The sequence below is a fragment of the Paenibacillus baimaensis genome (genome assembly GCF_025567575.1).
The window spans coordinates 1-16,790 of sequence record NZ_JAOQIO010000068.1; the positions used below are offsets into that span (position 1 = coordinate 1).

Sequence of the window (16,790 nt, forward strand, 5' to 3'; positions counted from 1 at the left end):
ACGATTGGTGACAGGGCTGCTCCTATCATACTTAATACCATGTATGATGCCGGCTTAGAGGTACCGGATGGGCATTGGTTTAACGATCGAGTTAGACTGAATAGCCCTGATACCGATATAAACACAGTGAGCTTGACAAAGGATGGTACTGTAGTAGCCGATTACGCCTTGGGTCAGTTGATTTTCAATGAAGGCATATATGTGTTGGTGGTCACGGATCACGCAGGCAATGTCACAACATTGCACTTTGCGATAGATCGGACGAATCCTATTGTGAATGGGGTAACGGCTGGGCAACGCTATAATAGCAGTGTAACGCCGACCAGCCCAGACACCAATATTGGCTGGGTGAGCTTGAGGAAGGATAACCAGAGCGTCGAGGGTTACACGTGGGGCCAGACGATTAGCGAAAGCGGCAGTTACTTTTTACAAGTTTATGATCTTGCAGGTAATTCACGATGGTTCCAATTCATTATTGATATGGATGTACAGATCTCGGATGCACAAGCGGTAGACGGAGCAAAAACGGCATTGGTAATTACTTTTGGCGGTAGCGATACGGTATCGAGCGTATCGCAAAATGTAACCTTGCCAACAACAGGAACAAATGGAACCGCGATTGCATGGGTATCCGATAACACAGACATTCTTACGACGACAGGTACGGTAACCCGTCCTGTACATGGAGCAGGCAATGCGACAGTAACCTTAACAGCGACAATCACTAAAGGTACAGAAACTGCTACAAAAACGTTTACGTTGATCGTCGTGGCAGCACCAGACGTAATAGTTCCAGACCTAATAGCGCCAACAGTCACAATGACGAATGTGACAACATTCGCTGTCGGTAGTGCGATCACAGGGGTACAAAGCAACGAAGTAGGGACGCTTTATCTGGTATCTGCTTCAGCTGCTGTAACGAATAAAGCTTCTCTTGATGCGCTGTTTACAGCAGGTACGGCAATAAAGGAAACGGTAAGTACAGCTAACACAGATACAAGCCTTTCAACGACAGGTTTAACTGCCGGGGAATATAAAGTATATGCCGTAGACACTGTGGGTAATGTTTCGAGTCCTTCAAATGTTACGTTAATATTAACTCCTGTTTCTCAACCTTTCATTATTAGTGGAGGAACGCTTAGCAAGGCTGGCGGAATCAAGGCTACAGTAACGGTGACAGGGAATATTATGGGTTCAATTGTACACACAGGCAATGAAGTGGTCATCTTTCAATTGATGAAGGGTGAGATTCCAGTTAGTATCGTTGCTCTGGAGAAAGACATTCAATTCTCTGAAGCACTGACTGCTTACTTTAATGTCACAGGTTCGGACTACAAGGTTGACGTATTTGTAGTGGATAGTTACAGCAACAGTTTTACAGATGTCGGTAACCAATTAGCTAAAGCCATAACTTTAGAATAGTTAACACCATTTATTAGTAGATTCGGACCCGGGTTTGCCGGGTTCGATTTACAACATGAAAGCGAGGATATCGAGTGAAGATACGATTATTTAATATCGCAACAATTATTGCACTACTACTTACTTTAATGCCATTGAATATTATAGCTGCATCGGTGAATGTTACTTTAACGGATATACCCACAAAAAATCCTGGCGATACGGTTACTATATCGGGAACAACCAGTTTAAATGAAGTTATTATTAAAGCCATCCGTCCTAATACTACTATTTTGTATTACGATGTTGCAGTTCCTATTAATGGAGGCTACACTACAAGCTTCAAGCTGCCAATAGATGCCGATTTAGGTAACTACACGGTCGTTGCGGGTAAGGGATCAGACGTGATTACAGACGAATTTACAGTGGAAACAGCGGCAGTTGTAAGAACGAATGCGAACTTGAAAGCTTTACAATTAAGTGAAGCATCCGTAGACTTTTCTGCCGATAAAACGGAATATACAGCTAGTGTAGGAAACAGCGTTACAAGTATAACGGTTTCGGCAAATGCAGATGACACCGAGGCAACGGTTACAATTAATAGTGAAAAAACGAACTCTAAACAAATTAATCTAATGGAGGGTTCCAATACCGTCTTGGTTGAAGTGACGGCTCAAGATGGAACAACCCGAAAAATCTACAGTCTTTACATAAAAAGACCAGCTACTCGAATCGCAGTCCCAAATGTTCCAATCCTAGTATCTACGGAGCCATTAAGCATTTCTGTACCAGCAGGTTCAATGAATGCGACCATGCAAGTCCCGACTGTTACGTTAGGAACAATAAAACATGCCACGCTTCCGCTAATAGAAGTGAAAGTTGTTACTTCATTGGGGATTGTTAGTGTTACAATTCCTGCCGGCACTCAAATTACAGCTCCGGCAAACTGGGATAATGTCATTAAACTACCGGAGATTCAGAGCAATAGTAGTGTATCGGTAGCTAGTGGAGCAGTTAGTACAGTTGTTGAAGTTGGATCACCTGATGTTACTTTAACCTTTGATAAAGGAGTGCGGCTTCTTATACCAAACCAAGCAGGAAAAGCGGCTGGCTATGTAAAAGGTAGCATATTTACACCCATTACTGAAACAATAAGTGCTGATACACAAGCTGCTGCGGATAGAGAAATTGTGGCAGGGGGCGATGCGAAAATTGATGTTGGCAGCGACCAAGTTATTTGGACGAAGCATTTCACTAAATTTGCGAGCTATACGACAGCACCACCAACGACTCCCACAACCAGTTCTGGTAGCAGCGGCGGTGGAGGCAGCTCTGTAATAAACACAGATATCATATTATCCAATGGAGGTACCGTTAACCAAAATGGAGTTGTAATTGTCATTCCGGACGGGGCGGTTACGAGTGATATTAGGGTGACTGTTGATAAAGTAACTAATACGGCTACTTTGCCTGCAACTCCATCACTAAAACTTGTAAGTGATGTCTATGAGATTAAAAAAGATAAATTTGGTGAATTTAGCAAATCCGTATCTATTACATTGCCGTTTGACAAAACCTCCGTTGATTTGGATAAAACATCGGTTGCTGTATACTGGTTGAATGAACAAACAAACCAATGGATTCAGTTGGATAACACACAAGTCGATAAAGCTAATTCAACGGTAAGCGGAACCGTTAATCATTTTACAAAATTCGCCATTTATGCTTCGGTTAAAAGAGAGGCTTCCACATCTGCACCTGGTTCTGTAGATTTTTCTGACATAAAGGGGCATTGGGCGGAAAAAAGCATTCAAGACCTGATTCAGTTGGGGGCTATAAACGGATATCCTGATGGAACATTTAAACCAGCTACTAACATTACCCGTGCTGAATTCGTTTCGGTTGTCGTAAAAGCTTTTAATCTTCCGGCAAAAGATGGGAAGGTTTTTGTGGATACCGCCAATCATTGGGCACACAATTCAATCTCCACAGCTGCAATGCATGGAATTATTTCTGGCTACAGCGATACGACTTTTGGTCCTGACGACCTTATTACCCGTGAGCAGATGGCTGTTCTAATTGCAAGTGTCAATAAAATGGAGTTGGTTGCCGACGGCAAGGCTTATGCAGATAGCTCCGACGTTTCCGATTGGGCAAAAGCTGCCATAGCTACTACGACTTCAAAAGGATTAATGGATGGCTTTGAAGACGGAACCTTGAAACCAAAAGGGAAAACAACTCGAGCGGAAGCAGCAACTGTTATCCTAAGAGCATTATCATTAAAACAATAATGTAATTTAAGATGAGTTTTTCGTTAAGGCTAAGAAATAGCCTTTGTCAAAAAAAGAGCGCCTCGTTATGATGGGTTTGTCCACGGGTTCTAAACCCAACACCATCAAGGAGGCGCTTTTACTATGAAGTTTAAACAAACAGAAGGACAAAATCAACTGAATTTAAAGAATTATCACATCTCATCTTGTTGTAGGTATCGACATGGCTAAAGAGACTCATGTGGAACAAGCAGGACATTATTAAAGGAATTTTCTCAAGAGGATTAAGTACAGTCAGACGACTTTTAAGGCGGTCGAGGGTCTGAAGATAGGACACATACTTTGTGATGAATTGAATGAAGATACTCCTGCCATTGACATAATTGTACATCCAATCGGTGTATGAATGTTCAGTGAGGAACAGTTCGACGAATGGATAAATGAAGCAAAAAAGATTGCTGTAGCATATAAATCAATGATTATTGGTACGAGTCACGCCGACGGCTCATTCAGAGGTAGTGATGTATCCATACCCATTGCATACTGTTTTGATAAAAATGGAGATGCTATTTTCGTTTCTAAAAACGATGTACGAACTCGGATGTTGGATATTCAAACAAAAACCGTTTCTTTTCCTCAACTCCTCAATGGACTAATTTGAAGCATTCTGTTGGAAAAATTGTTTGGATTTAGTTCATTATATGTGATAAAGTTTCACAGAGAAATAGATTACAAAGTTGATTGAGGAGTGGGGTCTAGATGGTAAAGGCTGTTTTCTTTGATTTGTTTGAGACGCTCATAACAGAAAGGGAAAATGGGAGGACTATAGAGTTTGGCACTCCAGACAGCGTTTCTCCTGGACCGTCACTAGGGATTAGTGAAGAATTATTTGAACGGGAATGGGTTGCCAGAAGACCAGGAAGGTTAAATGGATATTTCGAAGATTACTTCATGGTATTGAAAGACATTTGTCATACGCTGAATATTGATGTTGATGATGCAACCCTTCATTCACTTAATGAAAAACGAGTATCCACGAAGCTATTACTCTTTCGTCAAATTGAACCAAATATACTTAAGTTGTTTGAAGAATTAAAGCGAAGAGGTATCAAAATTGGATTAATTAGTAACTGCTCATCAGAAGAAATTCATGGTCTTTTTGATAGTGCTTTGGTAAGTTTTATTGATGAACTTGTACTTTCTTGCCAAGTCAAATGCTCTAAGCCACACAAAGAAATTTACATGTTGGCTTGCGATAAACTAAAAGTAGAACCTTCCGAAACCATATTTATTGGTGATGGAGGTGCAAACGAACTTGTGGGTGCAACTAACGCAGGTATTAAGGCTTATCGTGCTACTTGGTTTATGAATAGAGGAACTAAAGCTGATGAATTTCAGCAAATTGCAGAACCCATGCATGTTCTTGAGCTAATCTAAAACCTTGTAATGGACTAAATCCTGCTTATTTCATTGAAGTAACGAGAAACGTTAGAGTTGAATAATAGAAAAAAACAGACCAACTGTATTTTTCAGTTTTGGTCTGTTTTTTGTTGATGCTCCCACCAAAAAATACATTGAATACATGTAAACTATCTATGAAGACTTTGCATGATTGATAGCGGTCTCGATATAGGTTCTCAAAGTCTTGATGAACGTGCGCATGGCGTATCCGACATATCTGTCGCTGCGGTAGATCAGACAAATGTCCTGAGAAGGCGTAGGATTCCTCAGGTGCACGACTTTGATGTCTGTATGGTGAAGATTATCCAGTAGCAATCGCGGCAGAACACAGGTACCAACTCCGCTCTGTACCATCTGGAGGAGGGAGGATAACGTTGTCGTCACTATATGCGGCTGCAGGGTAAATCCGTTATCCATGCAAAAGCGGTCGATCAGCTTGCGGCATTGATGGTCGGGTGGGAACATCACCATCTTCAAGGCATGCAGCCTGTTCAAGGGAACGAAGTTCTCCGTAGCAAGGGGATCCTTCATACTTACCGCCAATGAGAACTCCTCATGAAACAGGGGAATTGATGTGAGACGTTCATCGATAACAGGTCCAATGGTTACGCCGACATCGATGCTTCGGTCCAGAACTTGTTCTGTTACTTTCATGGTTTCCAGAAGGGACAGCGAGATGGTGGGATAGGTCTGATGGAAATTCAATAGCAAGGCATTAAACATGAGATCCGCGTCACCGGGCAAGACGCCGATGGATAGCGATCCGCCTTGCATCTGCTTCAGGTCAGCAATGGCGTCGCTCGCTTGCTGCAGATGTCCGAACACGGCAGTACCATGTTGATGAAGAATCGCTCCGGCTTCTGTAAGGACAATTGTTTTTCCCACACGATCGAATAACAGAACCCCTAATTCTTCTTCCAATCTCCGTATCTGCTGGCTGATGTTGGGTGCGCTGACTCCCATTTTTTCGGCTGCTCTCGTGAAGTGAAGCTCTTCACAAATCGCCATAAAATACTGTAGTTGTTTTAGCTCCATAGCTTACACCTACTTTCAATTGCATCACTGAATGCATGTTCAAGGATTATTGTCACTGCATCTTCTTTATCTGTCAATAATAATCGTTAACTTATACTTAACGTTCCGGTAATGTCCACTGCATTGATGGAAAGTTCCATGAGACCTATACTTGGAACATATCAAGCGCTTCTCATTACAAAGGAGGAAATCAACATGTCTGAAATGATTATCAACACAGCAAAAATCGTGCGTCAAGTGGTACTACAGCAGGTGCAAGCTATCCAAGAGGAATTGTTCGACATTCAAACGGCAGGATTCAACAATACAATTCGTTGGAATGTCGGCCATATGATTTATTGGATGGATAAGTATTCTAACCTAAGCTTCAGCTCTCCGTCGGCCATACCGGGCTCGTATGATACGCTGTTTAACTCTGGGACAAAGCCCTTGGACTGGACATTTGCTCCACCATCGAAGGAAGAGTTAGTCGAGATGTTAACGGAGCAGCTTTCACGGCTATCTGAGCTGACACCAGAAATGCTGGGCGAGAAGCATTCAACTCCGTATGCTTTGGGACCGTTCCAATTCAACACCGCCGGTGAGTTGTTCAACTTCGCTCTGATTCACGAAGCCATTCACCTTGGAACGATATCGAGCCAGCTAAAGGTCCTGTCGCGCTAACCGATGAAAAGCAAGAGTTCTTTTTCATGGTACCTCAACAATCAGACAATAATTCTTTAGGAGGATTCTTTCATGGAGAAATCCGTAAGCTCAGTCCCATCCCGAACTAGCGAAGTGTTTGATGCTTTTAAACAGGCTTTCGAAACAGGGCATACAGTCGATTTTCTTAAGAAGGTTGCGGAAGATTTTCATTTCTTCGTTCCGCTCCCGCTAGAGGGGTGGAATCACGAGCAGCAAGGCAAAGAGCGGTTCGTGGAATTGATCAGGTTCGAGCGTTCTGTATTGCAGGTGCAGCTGACTCCGCTCATCGTGCTTGAGAATGAGGACAACGGGATGGTGGTATTTCGAGCGGAAGGTTCGTTGAATGGGCGGCCTTATCGTAATGAGCTTGCGGTCATTTTCGAGTTCGAGGCAGGGCGGGTCCGCTCCTTCCGCGAATATGTAGGTATGCCGTTAAAAAACTATGAGACCCCATCATAGATACTATCATGAACGGAAATCTTATGCATTTAAAAAGCTGTGGAAAGATGAAGGAGTTATATTTCTTGCCCTCATCCACGAACTAAAAGCTGTCGAGAGTTTCCGACAGCTTTTAGTCATTCCAATTCTCTTATTACGGACACAAAGGTCTATTCACCATATTCGGTTCAGTATTTCTCTAAACGTTTTTTTAGCATAGTATCAAGATCTTTGCCGTCTTCTTTCACATCTATTTCTGCCAACACAATGGCCTGCCCTAAAGGTCCGCTCATTCCCCTAGAACCTCCTCCCATACCTAGCTCTGGTAGCCATTCTTGCTGGGAGTACCAGCGCTCTGCGTAATCTTTGGTTCCACCTGCATTTTTAACGATATACAGCCGATGCAGGATGTTGGCATCATCCCGATAGTCATAGTAAAAATAACCCTTTTCCTTAAGCGCATCCGTAATATTGATTTTTTTGCCGTCGACGCTTACAATGAGCCGTCCCCAAGACTCTTTAACTACCCAATCGCCATTATTTTCGTCACCCATTGAAGTTCTATGATTTCCGACAATTTCAAAGCTAAATATGGCAGATGTGTCTCGGGGACCCGCCTGAGGCAAATTGACTATAACAATAGTCCAATTGCGATCCGATAATATTATAGAGGAAAAAATTTGTTTAGATAGACTACTCATTTAGTCTTTAGTCTATTTGAAAGGAGTAGAATGCATGCCGGGCAAAGATCACCTGATTACGCCTTCCGAGCTTATTGTGATGAAAGTGATTTGGAAGGAACAGCCGTGTACAGCGTCCAATATTGTTGAGTACATCTCCAAACAGTCTGATTGGCACTTCCGGACAATCAAGACGCTGCTGCGGAATCTGGTCGCGAAGCAGGCCGTTGGCTTCCACGTGGATGTGCATGACAGTCGTGTATATCATTATTACGCGTTAATCCAGGAAGAAGATTATCTCAAGCAGGAGCGCGAGCAGTTTTTGAAGCTGTATTATGACGGGAGTATGAGCACCTTGCTAACAGGCTTTGTTAAGGATAGCAGCATGACTCCGGAGGAAGTACAGCAGCTGAGAAGCCTGCTAAACCGCCGCATGGGTGAACAAGGTGAGGGCGGGAACACGAAATGATGCTGCTGCATGTGATTGTCATGAAAGTGCTGGATCTGACCCTGTCCGCTTCCGTCCTTGTCATGGTTGTGCTTGCTTTGCGCCGTTTCGGCGCGGGATGGGTGAGTCCGCGCGTAATGCGGTGGCTGTGGCTTATTTTACTGGTCAAATTAGCCGTTCCATTCAACGTACCTAGTCCTTTCAGCATCGAGAACTGGACAGATACTTTGTTTTATCATCATCCGTACAGTGTCAACAGGGCATTGGAGGCTGCAGGGGACGGGTGGAATGAAGCACAGGAAGCGTGGGCAAATCACTGGGGGACCCTGGACAGCGGCTATCCCTCCGGAGGGAAGGCAGACGGTATCACGGCGGATAAGGCGGGTTGGCTTCCTGATCCGGCTGTTGTTAAGCTGCGCAGGCAAAGTGACGGATTCCAGAGCATTTTAACGGGAGCGGGCCTCATATGGCTTGGGGGATTTATTGTTACCCTCACACTTGGGGCAATCAGGAGTCGTAAGGCGCGCCGTCTGGCTGCCAATGCGTTTCCCTGTGAAGATATGCAGGTATTGAGCCTGTTTCAGCAATGCAAGGAAGTAGCAGGGGTGAAACAAAACGTGAGGTTGATGGTATCCGGGACGATTTATCCGGTTCTGTACGGTTTGTTCAAGCCACGTATCCTGATTCCTTATGATTACACAACCCTTTATGATGTTGGTGAGCTGCGGCACATTTTGCTTCACGAGCTGAATCATGCCAAGCAATATGACATAGCCATCTTACGGTTATCCGGGCTTATGCAGGCCGTATATTGGTTCAATCCGCTGATTCGTCTTGCCATAGCAAAAATCAGGGATGATGTTGAAATCAGCTGTGATGCCCGTGTTTTACGTCGGATGAATGCAGAGGAACAGCTCCTCTACGGAATGCTGTTGATCAAACAAGGCGAGCTGAACCATCGTTTTGTACATCCTGACTACGCTGGTGCACATTGGGCTGCAGGACGATCACAATTGAAGGAGCGAATTTTGAAAATTGCCGGATATGCTTCTTTCAAGAGAGGCAAACTGTCCTCCTTCATTTCTGCAGGTGTGCTCGTACTTATGTGCGGATGCTTTTTGACAGGAAATAGCCTGTATGCGGAGGGAGATGGCAGCAGCTCGGCCAACCCGACGCTTTATGTATTTTGGCTGGCCGGTGATGCCAATCCGCAAAGCATGGCGGTCATCGACAGTATCTCGAATCAAATGACAGGCACAGCTGGGCCGGACGAGGAAGCTGTCCTGCTGCTAAAAGAGGCCGTCGTGCAAAGTGCATTTCGTCAGACGATGGATAAGCTGGAGTCGTTGTCAGGCCTGAAATCGGATCGGCCGATGGTCATCCAATCGAATCGCATTCAAGAAGAGCTTGGCAGAAGAGGTCTGAACACAGGGAGACTTTGGGTGACGTTGAAACACGACTACACCTATATTAAAGCGTTCACCATTGGTTTAGGGAGAAGTACGATGGTGGATTTGACTGATTCCGGGCTGAGCGATGAAATCGAGCTTTAACTTGATTGGACACGAATTCATTTTGAATGGAGGAAGAAACATGAACATGTCTATTTCAGACAGTGCGGAGAGCTCTGCAGCAATGTATACCAGGATGCAGCTGAACAAGGCCGGACTAGACGGCCTGGGTCCAACCGGATTTGAACAATTATTAGCTCAGGTATATACACGGAATGTGACAAGCGGCCTGTCAGGATTATACGGTGTGTCCATTGGTGTAGAGTCTATTCCCAAGGGTGAGCGAGAAATTGCAAACAGAGGCAGGAGAGGAGGATTAAAGGATGTCATGATCCCGCCAAGCGTTGCGGAGAAAATGCGAAGCGACCCCGCGCTTCGAGCTAAGGTGGAGGGCGCTATCCTTCATTATGTCCATGTGGAACGACCGGATTTCACCAAAAAAGATCAGCTGTACGGAATCAGAACCATAGATTCTAGCCTGATTATCCATGAGGATGGCACATGGACCATCTGGAGCGCATCTATAGCCTCTCCCGAGGAAATGGAGAAAGGAAGGAAGATCGAGGCAGAGAAGCTGAAGAAGAGAGCCGTTGAACGGCAGTTGGAAGCGATGCGTGATGGCAGCGCATGGCTGGGCATGACCGTGCAAACGCCGTTTCTTACAAGCGCTATACCCGGTAATGCCTGGTCCTCACAGGGTATGAATTCGAATACTAATCTGGCTCTGCTGCAAAAGCTTACTGAAGCCAGAGCACTTCAGCGGTACTCTGCGTCAAGCTTGATTTCGACCAGAGGAGGTCTTCTTTTGTGAAAATAGACTATAAATATAGTCCTATTGTTGGTCTATCGATTATGGAAAATATACCCATATCAAAATGGACAGGGCTTGCGAATCAGAATGGAGACAAGCAGTCGAATAAGAAGCAGGACAGTCTGTCTATTAGCCGACAAGCCCTATCCTTGTCGAAGCAAAATGGAAGCAAACCATCTGTGCTTGGGAGGTTGATGGAACAGAAACAAAACATCATGGAAAGACGCCAGCAATACGTTACCCAAGCTATGGAGAAGGGTACAAGTCCGGAAGTGATACAAATGGAATTGGACGAGCTTGATACACAGCTTGAAAAAATCGATAATCAGCTGAGCAAGCTGCAGCTTGAGGAGCAGAGAAAAGCGCTGGGAATGAATGACGAGGGCAGGGAGGACGAAAAGACAAATGAGGAGACCCGGAATCCCGATGCCCCTTGCTCGAACGGAGAACAAACCGAATCGCTTGGAACACACCAGATGAAGACCCTGATATCTGCAAGTACCGGAATGAATCAGAGCAGCAGTGTGACTAGAGCTCAATTGACCCTGAACAGGGAGGCAAAATCTTGGGAGCACAGCGATCCGGCACGTTCAGCGGCGTTAAAGGACAAAGCGGAGTCGCTGAACGGCAAGCTGCTTGAGATAGCCGGGCAGGTAAATAAAACGATAGCTTCGAAGAGCAGTGAAACCAATCCAAAGGAATCCATGTTGCATGACACTTCCGAGAGCAGGGCTGACGAGGCTTCCCGGCTGGAAAGTGCTCTCACCCCTGCCGTATCTGCCCCAGAGGAAGAGCAGGAATATATAGTCAGTATTTCTGATGACTTTTGAAATGATTATAGCTTGTCAAAAACTAGATTCTTGAATTCGATTTTGCCGCAGAAGGCAAAGTGCGTAATGCTTCTGCGTTCTTCCTCGCTGAGCTTCCCGAGATCGCTACCTTCTGCGGCTCCAGCAAATCGTCGGTCCATAATGCTACGAACGATTTCGTCTAAGCTTTGTTCATTTTCAAGTCGATGTTTGTAAAGCACGGGCGTCCACTTTTTACCGAACTTTACATGTGTTCGTTCGTCGACGATATCGATCTCGGCAGTCATGCCGGAGATAATATCGGATTTAGCGTAAAAGCTGTCCATTGATTTCTTTTTGCGGCTGAACGAACACGATTCGCCAAACATCGTCAATTCCGCATAGAAATGCTCCAGCTCTTGAATCGCATCTTCGACAAAAGGAATAGGAAACTGCTTGATGTCATAACCCATTTGTTCTAGCCTACGAACACCCATCTGATGGTGGCGACTCTCGTCCCAGATATGGCGGCTAAAATCGACGTAAAATTCAAAGGGCATGTCGTCCAGTCCATAGAAAACATAGCACATTGGATCGACAACCTGAATTTCTGTCATATAGTGCCACATGAATATTTTCAGGTTGTCGCGCACGTCTTCCGGTGGATTTTCGAAGTCTCCCTTTATCAACCAGTCGGGCATCGTTCTTTTCTTTGGAGCGGGTCCATAGGATTCCACATTCGGTTTGGTTGGTTTTGAAACAGCGCCCAAATCTGCACGTCCATCTATGCCGTTCAGGTGCCTGACGTATTCGCGTGCGTATTTGCGCCATCTTGTTACGCTTTCAAGAATGGCAGGTTCTTTCACAGAATCATGGATAAGGCGTTTGGCCCATTCGATCTGATCGCGTTTTTTTGGCAGCAGCTCGGCGATAAGCTCTAATGTCGGTGCGTCAAAGATCGGGTCGAGTGATTCGGTAAGTCGTTCTAATGCGTGGATGATCTCTTTTTTAACCTCAAGATACCAGCCTGCCAGGAACGCGTAGAAGTCGTCCGCCTCTGATACATCCTGTAGAAACTTCTGGATTTGTGGAGTAGGAATATGGATCTTGGCGTTTGCAGCAAGCTCTTCCTTGCGGCCAAGAAGACGATTCGCACAGGTCATATCTATCCACATGTGTCGGCTAAGCTCGGACTTCCATCCAAGTTCCTTCGCTGCGGGAACCCAGCCGGCAATGAGTCGGGCTGAAGCCCAATCCAGAAAAATAAAACGATTCAAAAGTGAGATTTGTTCCGGCACACGCATCCAGTAATCTCCGAGTTTATTGCGTAATTCTTGCGATTCGAATCTCTCGATTTCAAATTGGACAGTCATTTGAACGCCATCCCTTCATCGTGATTTTTAGTTTAACTTCACTGTTACCATTGTATAATGAAGGTAGGAAAATAGACTTGGTGGATTTAACGAACGAATTGGCGAATCCGACAGTTTAAGGAGCGATCGAGGAGACGTGACAGACTTTTACAAAAACGATAAGTTTTTAGAAAGCAAGGATTTTCTCTTTCATGCCGCTCCTTATCAAGTTGAGAGCAACAAGACGATTCCTCCGCACACGCACGAGTTCGTGGAACTCGCCTTCATTACCCAGGGTGAGGGAGAGCATGAATACGAAGGGGAGTTATTTCCGATATCGCAAGGAGACGTTTTCATCATCGAGCCGGGGAAGGAACATGCCTACCGCGTTGGAGAGAACCAGCAATTAAAGGTAGTTAATGTATTATTCGTGCCCTCGCTTTTGATCGGCGAGCTCAAGGCGTTGTCGAACGTGACTTCGTTTATTGACTTCTACTACATGGAACCATTCCTGCGGTCTAACATATCATTCCAATGCAAATTAACATTGAACTTGAGGCAGCAGTTCGAGCTTCGTGAGTTGATGGATCGGCTCATTCATGAATACAAATCCAAAGAAAGCGGTTATCGTTTCCTCATTAAGACCAAATTAATTGAGATTTTCATAACTCTAAGCCGAATATACGAGAAAAACAAGCAAAAGCCGCTTTCCTCCATCGCAAGCGACAATGAAATGATCGAACGGGTCTGTCAATTCATCGAGTTACGCCACGCCAGTCCGTTGACGCTTGAGCAAGTGAGCTCGATGGCAGGCATGAGCCAAAGTAAATTCACCGCGCTGTTCCGAGGGGTAGTAGGTAAGACGTTTTTGGAATATCGTAATGATATTCGTATTCGATTCGCTAAGCGTCTACTGGAGACGACTGATGACAAAATCATTCATGTCGCCAAAGAAATCGGCTTCGATGATCTTAGTCATTTTAACCGAGTGTTCAAGCAAGTGGTCGGTGTGTCGCCTGGAACATACCGTCGAAAGGCGGTCACAGAACATTCAAGAGAAGATTACGCTGACCCCAAACAGTAAGAGTATCATCATGCATATCGGAAAACCTGATATTTTTCTTCTAATAAATACCTGGATTCTGCAAACGAAATAAGGAGCAGTTTGCCTAAGTGCATCTGCTCCTTACATTTAATTATTAAATTAACGAATTATTTCCCAGTGTTCTTTTGCGGAAACAGAACCTGCCGGTGAACTTTCGAAATAGCGATGGTTAGATATCAAGTTTACGGGTACCGATCCATTTCACCTTTTCAGGATCGCGATGTGAAAAGAATAGGCTCTGTTTCGTATCTAACGTAGTTATCGACTCCATATCCCCCTGGCTTAATTCAAAATCAAAGATATTGAAGTTTTCGATAATTCTTTCTTTACGAACGGACTTTGGAATCACAACGACTTCTCTTTGTGTCAACCAACGTAAAACCACTTGAGCAACGGATTTATTATACTTTTCAGCTAAGGCTACCAATAGCTCATTCTGGAACAAGTTATTTTTCCCTTCAGCAAAAGGCGCCCAGGATTCGATCTGAACATTATTCTCTTTCATGAATTTTGCATTTTGGATTTGTTGGTTGAAAGGATGCGTTTCAACCTGGTTTACGGCAGGAACTACTTCATTATGAATAATCAAATCGATCAGGCGATCCTCGTGGAAGTTACTAATGCCAATTGCACGGACCTTTCCTTCACGATACAATTCCTCCATAGCGCGCCAAGAACCATGCACATCGCCGAATGGCTGATGAATTAAATACAAATCCAAATAATCCAACTGCAATCTTTCCAGTGATTTTTTAAATGCATTTTTTGTGCGCTCATAACCAGCATCCTGAACCCAAAGTTTCGTAGTAATAAATAATTCCTCTCTTGCCACGCCACTCCGTTTGATCGCTCTGCCAACTGCTTCTTCATTTAGATACGAGGCAGCTGTATCAATCAGCCGATAGCCTGCCATAATAGCGTCATAAACGCTTTGTTCACATTCATTTTGATCTGCTATCTGGAATACACCAAAACCGAGTATAGGCATCTCAACACCATTGTTCAAAATTACTTTTTGCATATAAAATCCTCCATTTTTAAAAATTATTTGTAAGTCGATTTAATCTTATCCCTTACAACCATAACAGGCTCACTCACTCACTCGCCGCGCGTTTCGAGATCGTACGGGTAAGGCCGAAGGGAACGGCCACCACACCACACGACCGCCGCCGCGACGGCAACGGCTCCAATCCAGCAGATCGACAATATCGACGATCTACCCACGGTAACTCCTTCGATACGAGCGAAGAGATAATGCTGTTGTCGAGCGTGCGCATGGTGCCAGTCCGATCCGCCAGAATACTACCAAGTTTGGAGCCTATACGTATTAACCACCGAATAGCCGATAAACACGAAGAATGTCACGCTGAGCGCAGTAGCGATCTCGGATTTTTCAAGAGGTTTGCCAAGAGGGATGGATGCTTCGCCTTTCATAGATGGAATGGCCTGACGTACCGACCAAAAAGCTGATAAGGCTCAGCATGTAAATGTTCCAAGTGTTACTCATTGCGATGTATTATCCCCCCTCTTCACATCCTTATTATGCACCAGATAACAAAGAGACCGTTATCCCATTCGTGCCAATTGTTTGCCTAATCCTCTTACCACCAACAAAATCCGAAGCGGGCTATGTACTTCTGAGGGACTTCTATACGGGTGCCTCCACCTGCTTGAAGCTCTTCTATGATCGCCGATTTCGCTGAAGGGGAGCATATCAAAGATCGGCTGCCTTTTCTCACCTAACTGACAGGATACTATACAAGACTGCGTGCCTTTTACGTCAAAACGCAGCCCCAATGGAGCTGCGTTTTTAAAGGGATTTAGATTAAGCATGTAAGCGTTTGTGGTTCGTACCCGTTCCAGTTGTTAGGTCTGTAGGATTTTTCTTGTGTGTTAACAGCTTGCGAAGGAAGGGCATCAGGTAATGGTCAATGCCGAATCTACCGGTGTTCGCACCTGCCATGAACAAGATCCCACCGATAAGAATAAACCAAGGATTCGTGCTTACGGTACCCGCGAACATGAACATGAAGTTCATCATGAGTCCAAAGAATGCTGCCGCGGTAGTCAAAACACCAAGAATCAAACCAAGACCGACTAAGAATTCACCGAGCGGAATCATGAAGTTAATGATTTTAACATTCGGTAGAGCAAAGTGTTGTATGAATGCGGTGAAGGTCGGATAAACAAGCTCATTGGTTGCTTTGTCTATTACTGGTTTAGTGACCGCGTTATTTAAGAAGCCTTCGGCAGTAAATCCGCCTGTTAACTTTTGCCATCCGTGAGTGAGCCATTCATATCCAAAATAAAACCTTACGAATAGCAGGATACCTGCTGCATATTTATTTTCCCTAAGCCATTTTCCTAACATGCTAATCATCTCCTAAAATTAATTGGTGAAAATTTTCACATACTATACTAGAAAATAAGCTATATCTATTTCAACTAAGAACGGGATCGTTTTTGTGTTTTCATGGTATATCTTTCCCTTCGTTTTACAGAATGTTTACTTCCTCTCTACACCTTTAATGTACCACGTCCTAAAGGATTTTTATGTGATTTAAATCACATAGTGTAAATTGTTTACCTTTACGCAAGAAGCTAACGGGGAACTTTTCTTTATTGATGTAACGGGCATTTTGTTGAAGATCAATCGAGGTGAACCGTACCATAAATGATGGCTAAATTTTTCGTGCAGAAAATAAAGTTGTAGACTGACGGCTGGCCATTCAACTACGGGCAGGCGATGCTGTGGAACTTCAAGGTGCATACGGGGTACCGGCATTAAAGCTATAGAAAGGGAGTT

Annotated in this window: 16 protein-coding genes; 10 read left to right on the plus strand and 6 right to left on the minus strand. The window is 44.4% G+C overall.

Features of this window, described 5'->3' with window-relative positions:
• The 3 genes from OB236_RS16790 to OB236_RS16800 all read left to right on the plus strand — a co-directional run.
• Window positions 1-1,422 (plus strand): immunoglobulin-like domain-containing protein (locus OB236_RS16790; RefSeq protein ID WP_317259356.1); only part of this gene is annotated, 1,422 nt, incomplete at its 5' end.
• Window positions 1,423-1,496: 74 nt separating this feature from the next.
• Complete coding sequence (locus OB236_RS16795; RefSeq protein WP_262685024.1) at window positions 1,497-3,692, plus strand: S-layer homology domain-containing protein; 2,196 nt, start codon at window positions 1,497-1,499, stop codon at window positions 3,690-3,692.
• Between the two features lie 738 nt (window positions 3,693-4,430).
• Complete coding sequence (locus tag OB236_RS16800; protein WP_262685025.1) at window positions 4,431-5,108, plus strand: HAD family hydrolase; 678 nt, start codon at window positions 4,431-4,433, stop codon at window positions 5,106-5,108.
• 156 nt (window positions 5,109-5,264) lie between these two features.
• Here the strand turns inward: OB236_RS16800 and OB236_RS16805 are convergent, their stop codons facing one another.
• Window positions 5,265-6,167 carry a LysR family transcriptional regulator gene (locus OB236_RS16805; protein ID WP_262685026.1) on the minus strand — a complete coding sequence of 301 codons (903 nt, stop codon included), beginning with the start codon at window positions 6,165-6,167 and terminating at the stop codon, window positions 5,265-5,267.
• A gap of 195 nt (window positions 6,168-6,362) precedes the next feature.
• On the opposite strand from OB236_RS16805, the gene OB236_RS16810 reads away from it, so the two are divergent.
• Window positions 6,363-6,830 carry a DinB family protein gene (locus tag OB236_RS16810; protein ID WP_262685027.1) on the plus strand — a complete coding sequence of 156 codons (468 nt, stop codon included), beginning with the start codon at window positions 6,363-6,365 and terminating at the stop codon, window positions 6,828-6,830.
• Window positions 6,831-6,902: 72 nt separating this feature from the next.
• Window positions 6,903-7,310 (plus strand): nuclear transport factor 2 family protein, encoded by a 408-nt coding sequence (locus OB236_RS16815; RefSeq protein ID WP_262685028.1) that lies wholly within the window; start codon window positions 6,903-6,905, stop codon window positions 7,308-7,310.
• 167 nt (window positions 7,311-7,477) lie between these two features.
• Here the strand turns inward: OB236_RS16815 and OB236_RS16820 are convergent, their stop codons facing one another.
• On the minus strand, window positions 7,478-7,843 hold the full coding sequence (locus OB236_RS16820; RefSeq protein WP_262685029.1) for a hypothetical protein: 366 nt from the start codon (window positions 7,841-7,843) through the stop codon (window positions 7,478-7,480).
• Between the two features lie 181 nt (window positions 7,844-8,024).
• Between OB236_RS16820 and OB236_RS16825 the strand changes: the two genes are divergently transcribed.
• The 4 genes from OB236_RS16825 to OB236_RS16840 are packed head-to-tail and all read left to right on the plus strand — an operon-like array spanning window position 8,025 to window position 11,569.
• On the plus strand, window positions 8,025-8,438 hold the full coding sequence (locus OB236_RS16825; RefSeq protein ID WP_262685030.1) for a BlaI/MecI/CopY family transcriptional regulator: 414 nt from the start codon (window positions 8,025-8,027) through the stop codon (window positions 8,436-8,438).
• Window positions 8,435-9,970, plus strand: coding sequence for a M56 family metallopeptidase (locus OB236_RS16830; protein WP_262685031.1), 1,536 nt, complete (start codon window positions 8,435-8,437; stop codon window positions 9,968-9,970). The genes OB236_RS16825 and OB236_RS16830 overlap by 4 nt, the downstream gene beginning before the upstream one ends.
• Before the next feature lie 40 nt (window positions 9,971-10,010).
• A complete protein-coding gene (locus OB236_RS16835) occupies window positions 10,011-10,739 on the plus strand; it encodes a hypothetical protein (protein WP_262685032.1) in 729 nt (242 codons plus the stop codon).
• The gene (locus OB236_RS16840; RefSeq protein ID WP_262685033.1) at window positions 10,736-11,569 is read left to right on the plus strand and encodes a hypothetical protein; all 834 of its coding nucleotides are present in this window, start codon (window positions 10,736-10,738) and stop codon (window positions 11,567-11,569) included. Before OB236_RS16835 ends, OB236_RS16840 begins: the two co-directional genes overlap by 4 nt.
• A gap of 5 nt (window positions 11,570-11,574) precedes the next feature.
• Here OB236_RS16840 and OB236_RS16845 read toward each other — a convergent pair whose 3' ends face one another.
• A complete protein-coding gene (locus OB236_RS16845) occupies window positions 11,575-12,900 on the minus strand; it encodes a ferritin-like domain-containing protein (RefSeq protein WP_262685034.1) in 1,326 nt (441 codons plus the stop codon).
• A 136-nt stretch (window positions 12,901-13,036) separates the two neighbouring features.
• Here OB236_RS16845 and OB236_RS16850 point away from each other — a divergent pair, with 136 nt between their 5' ends.
• Window positions 13,037-13,963 (plus strand): AraC family transcriptional regulator, encoded by a 927-nt coding sequence (locus tag OB236_RS16850; protein WP_262685035.1) that lies wholly within the window; start codon window positions 13,037-13,039, stop codon window positions 13,961-13,963.
• Window positions 13,964-14,153: 190 nt separating this feature from the next.
• On the opposite strand, the gene OB236_RS16855 is transcribed toward OB236_RS16850, so the two are convergent.
• From OB236_RS16855 to OB236_RS16865, 3 genes are all read right to left on the minus strand, one after another.
• Window positions 14,154-15,005, minus strand: coding sequence for an aldo/keto reductase (locus OB236_RS16855; RefSeq protein WP_262685036.1), 852 nt, complete (start codon window positions 15,003-15,005; stop codon window positions 14,154-14,156).
• Window positions 15,006-15,809: 804 nt separating this feature from the next.
• A complete protein-coding gene (locus tag OB236_RS16860) occupies window positions 15,810-16,355 on the minus strand; it encodes a DoxX family protein (protein ID WP_262685037.1) in 546 nt (181 codons plus the stop codon).
• Window positions 16,356-16,544: 189 nt separating this feature from the next.
• On the minus strand, window positions 16,545-16,790 hold a 246-nt coding region (locus OB236_RS16865), incomplete at its 5' end, for a hypothetical protein (RefSeq protein WP_262685038.1).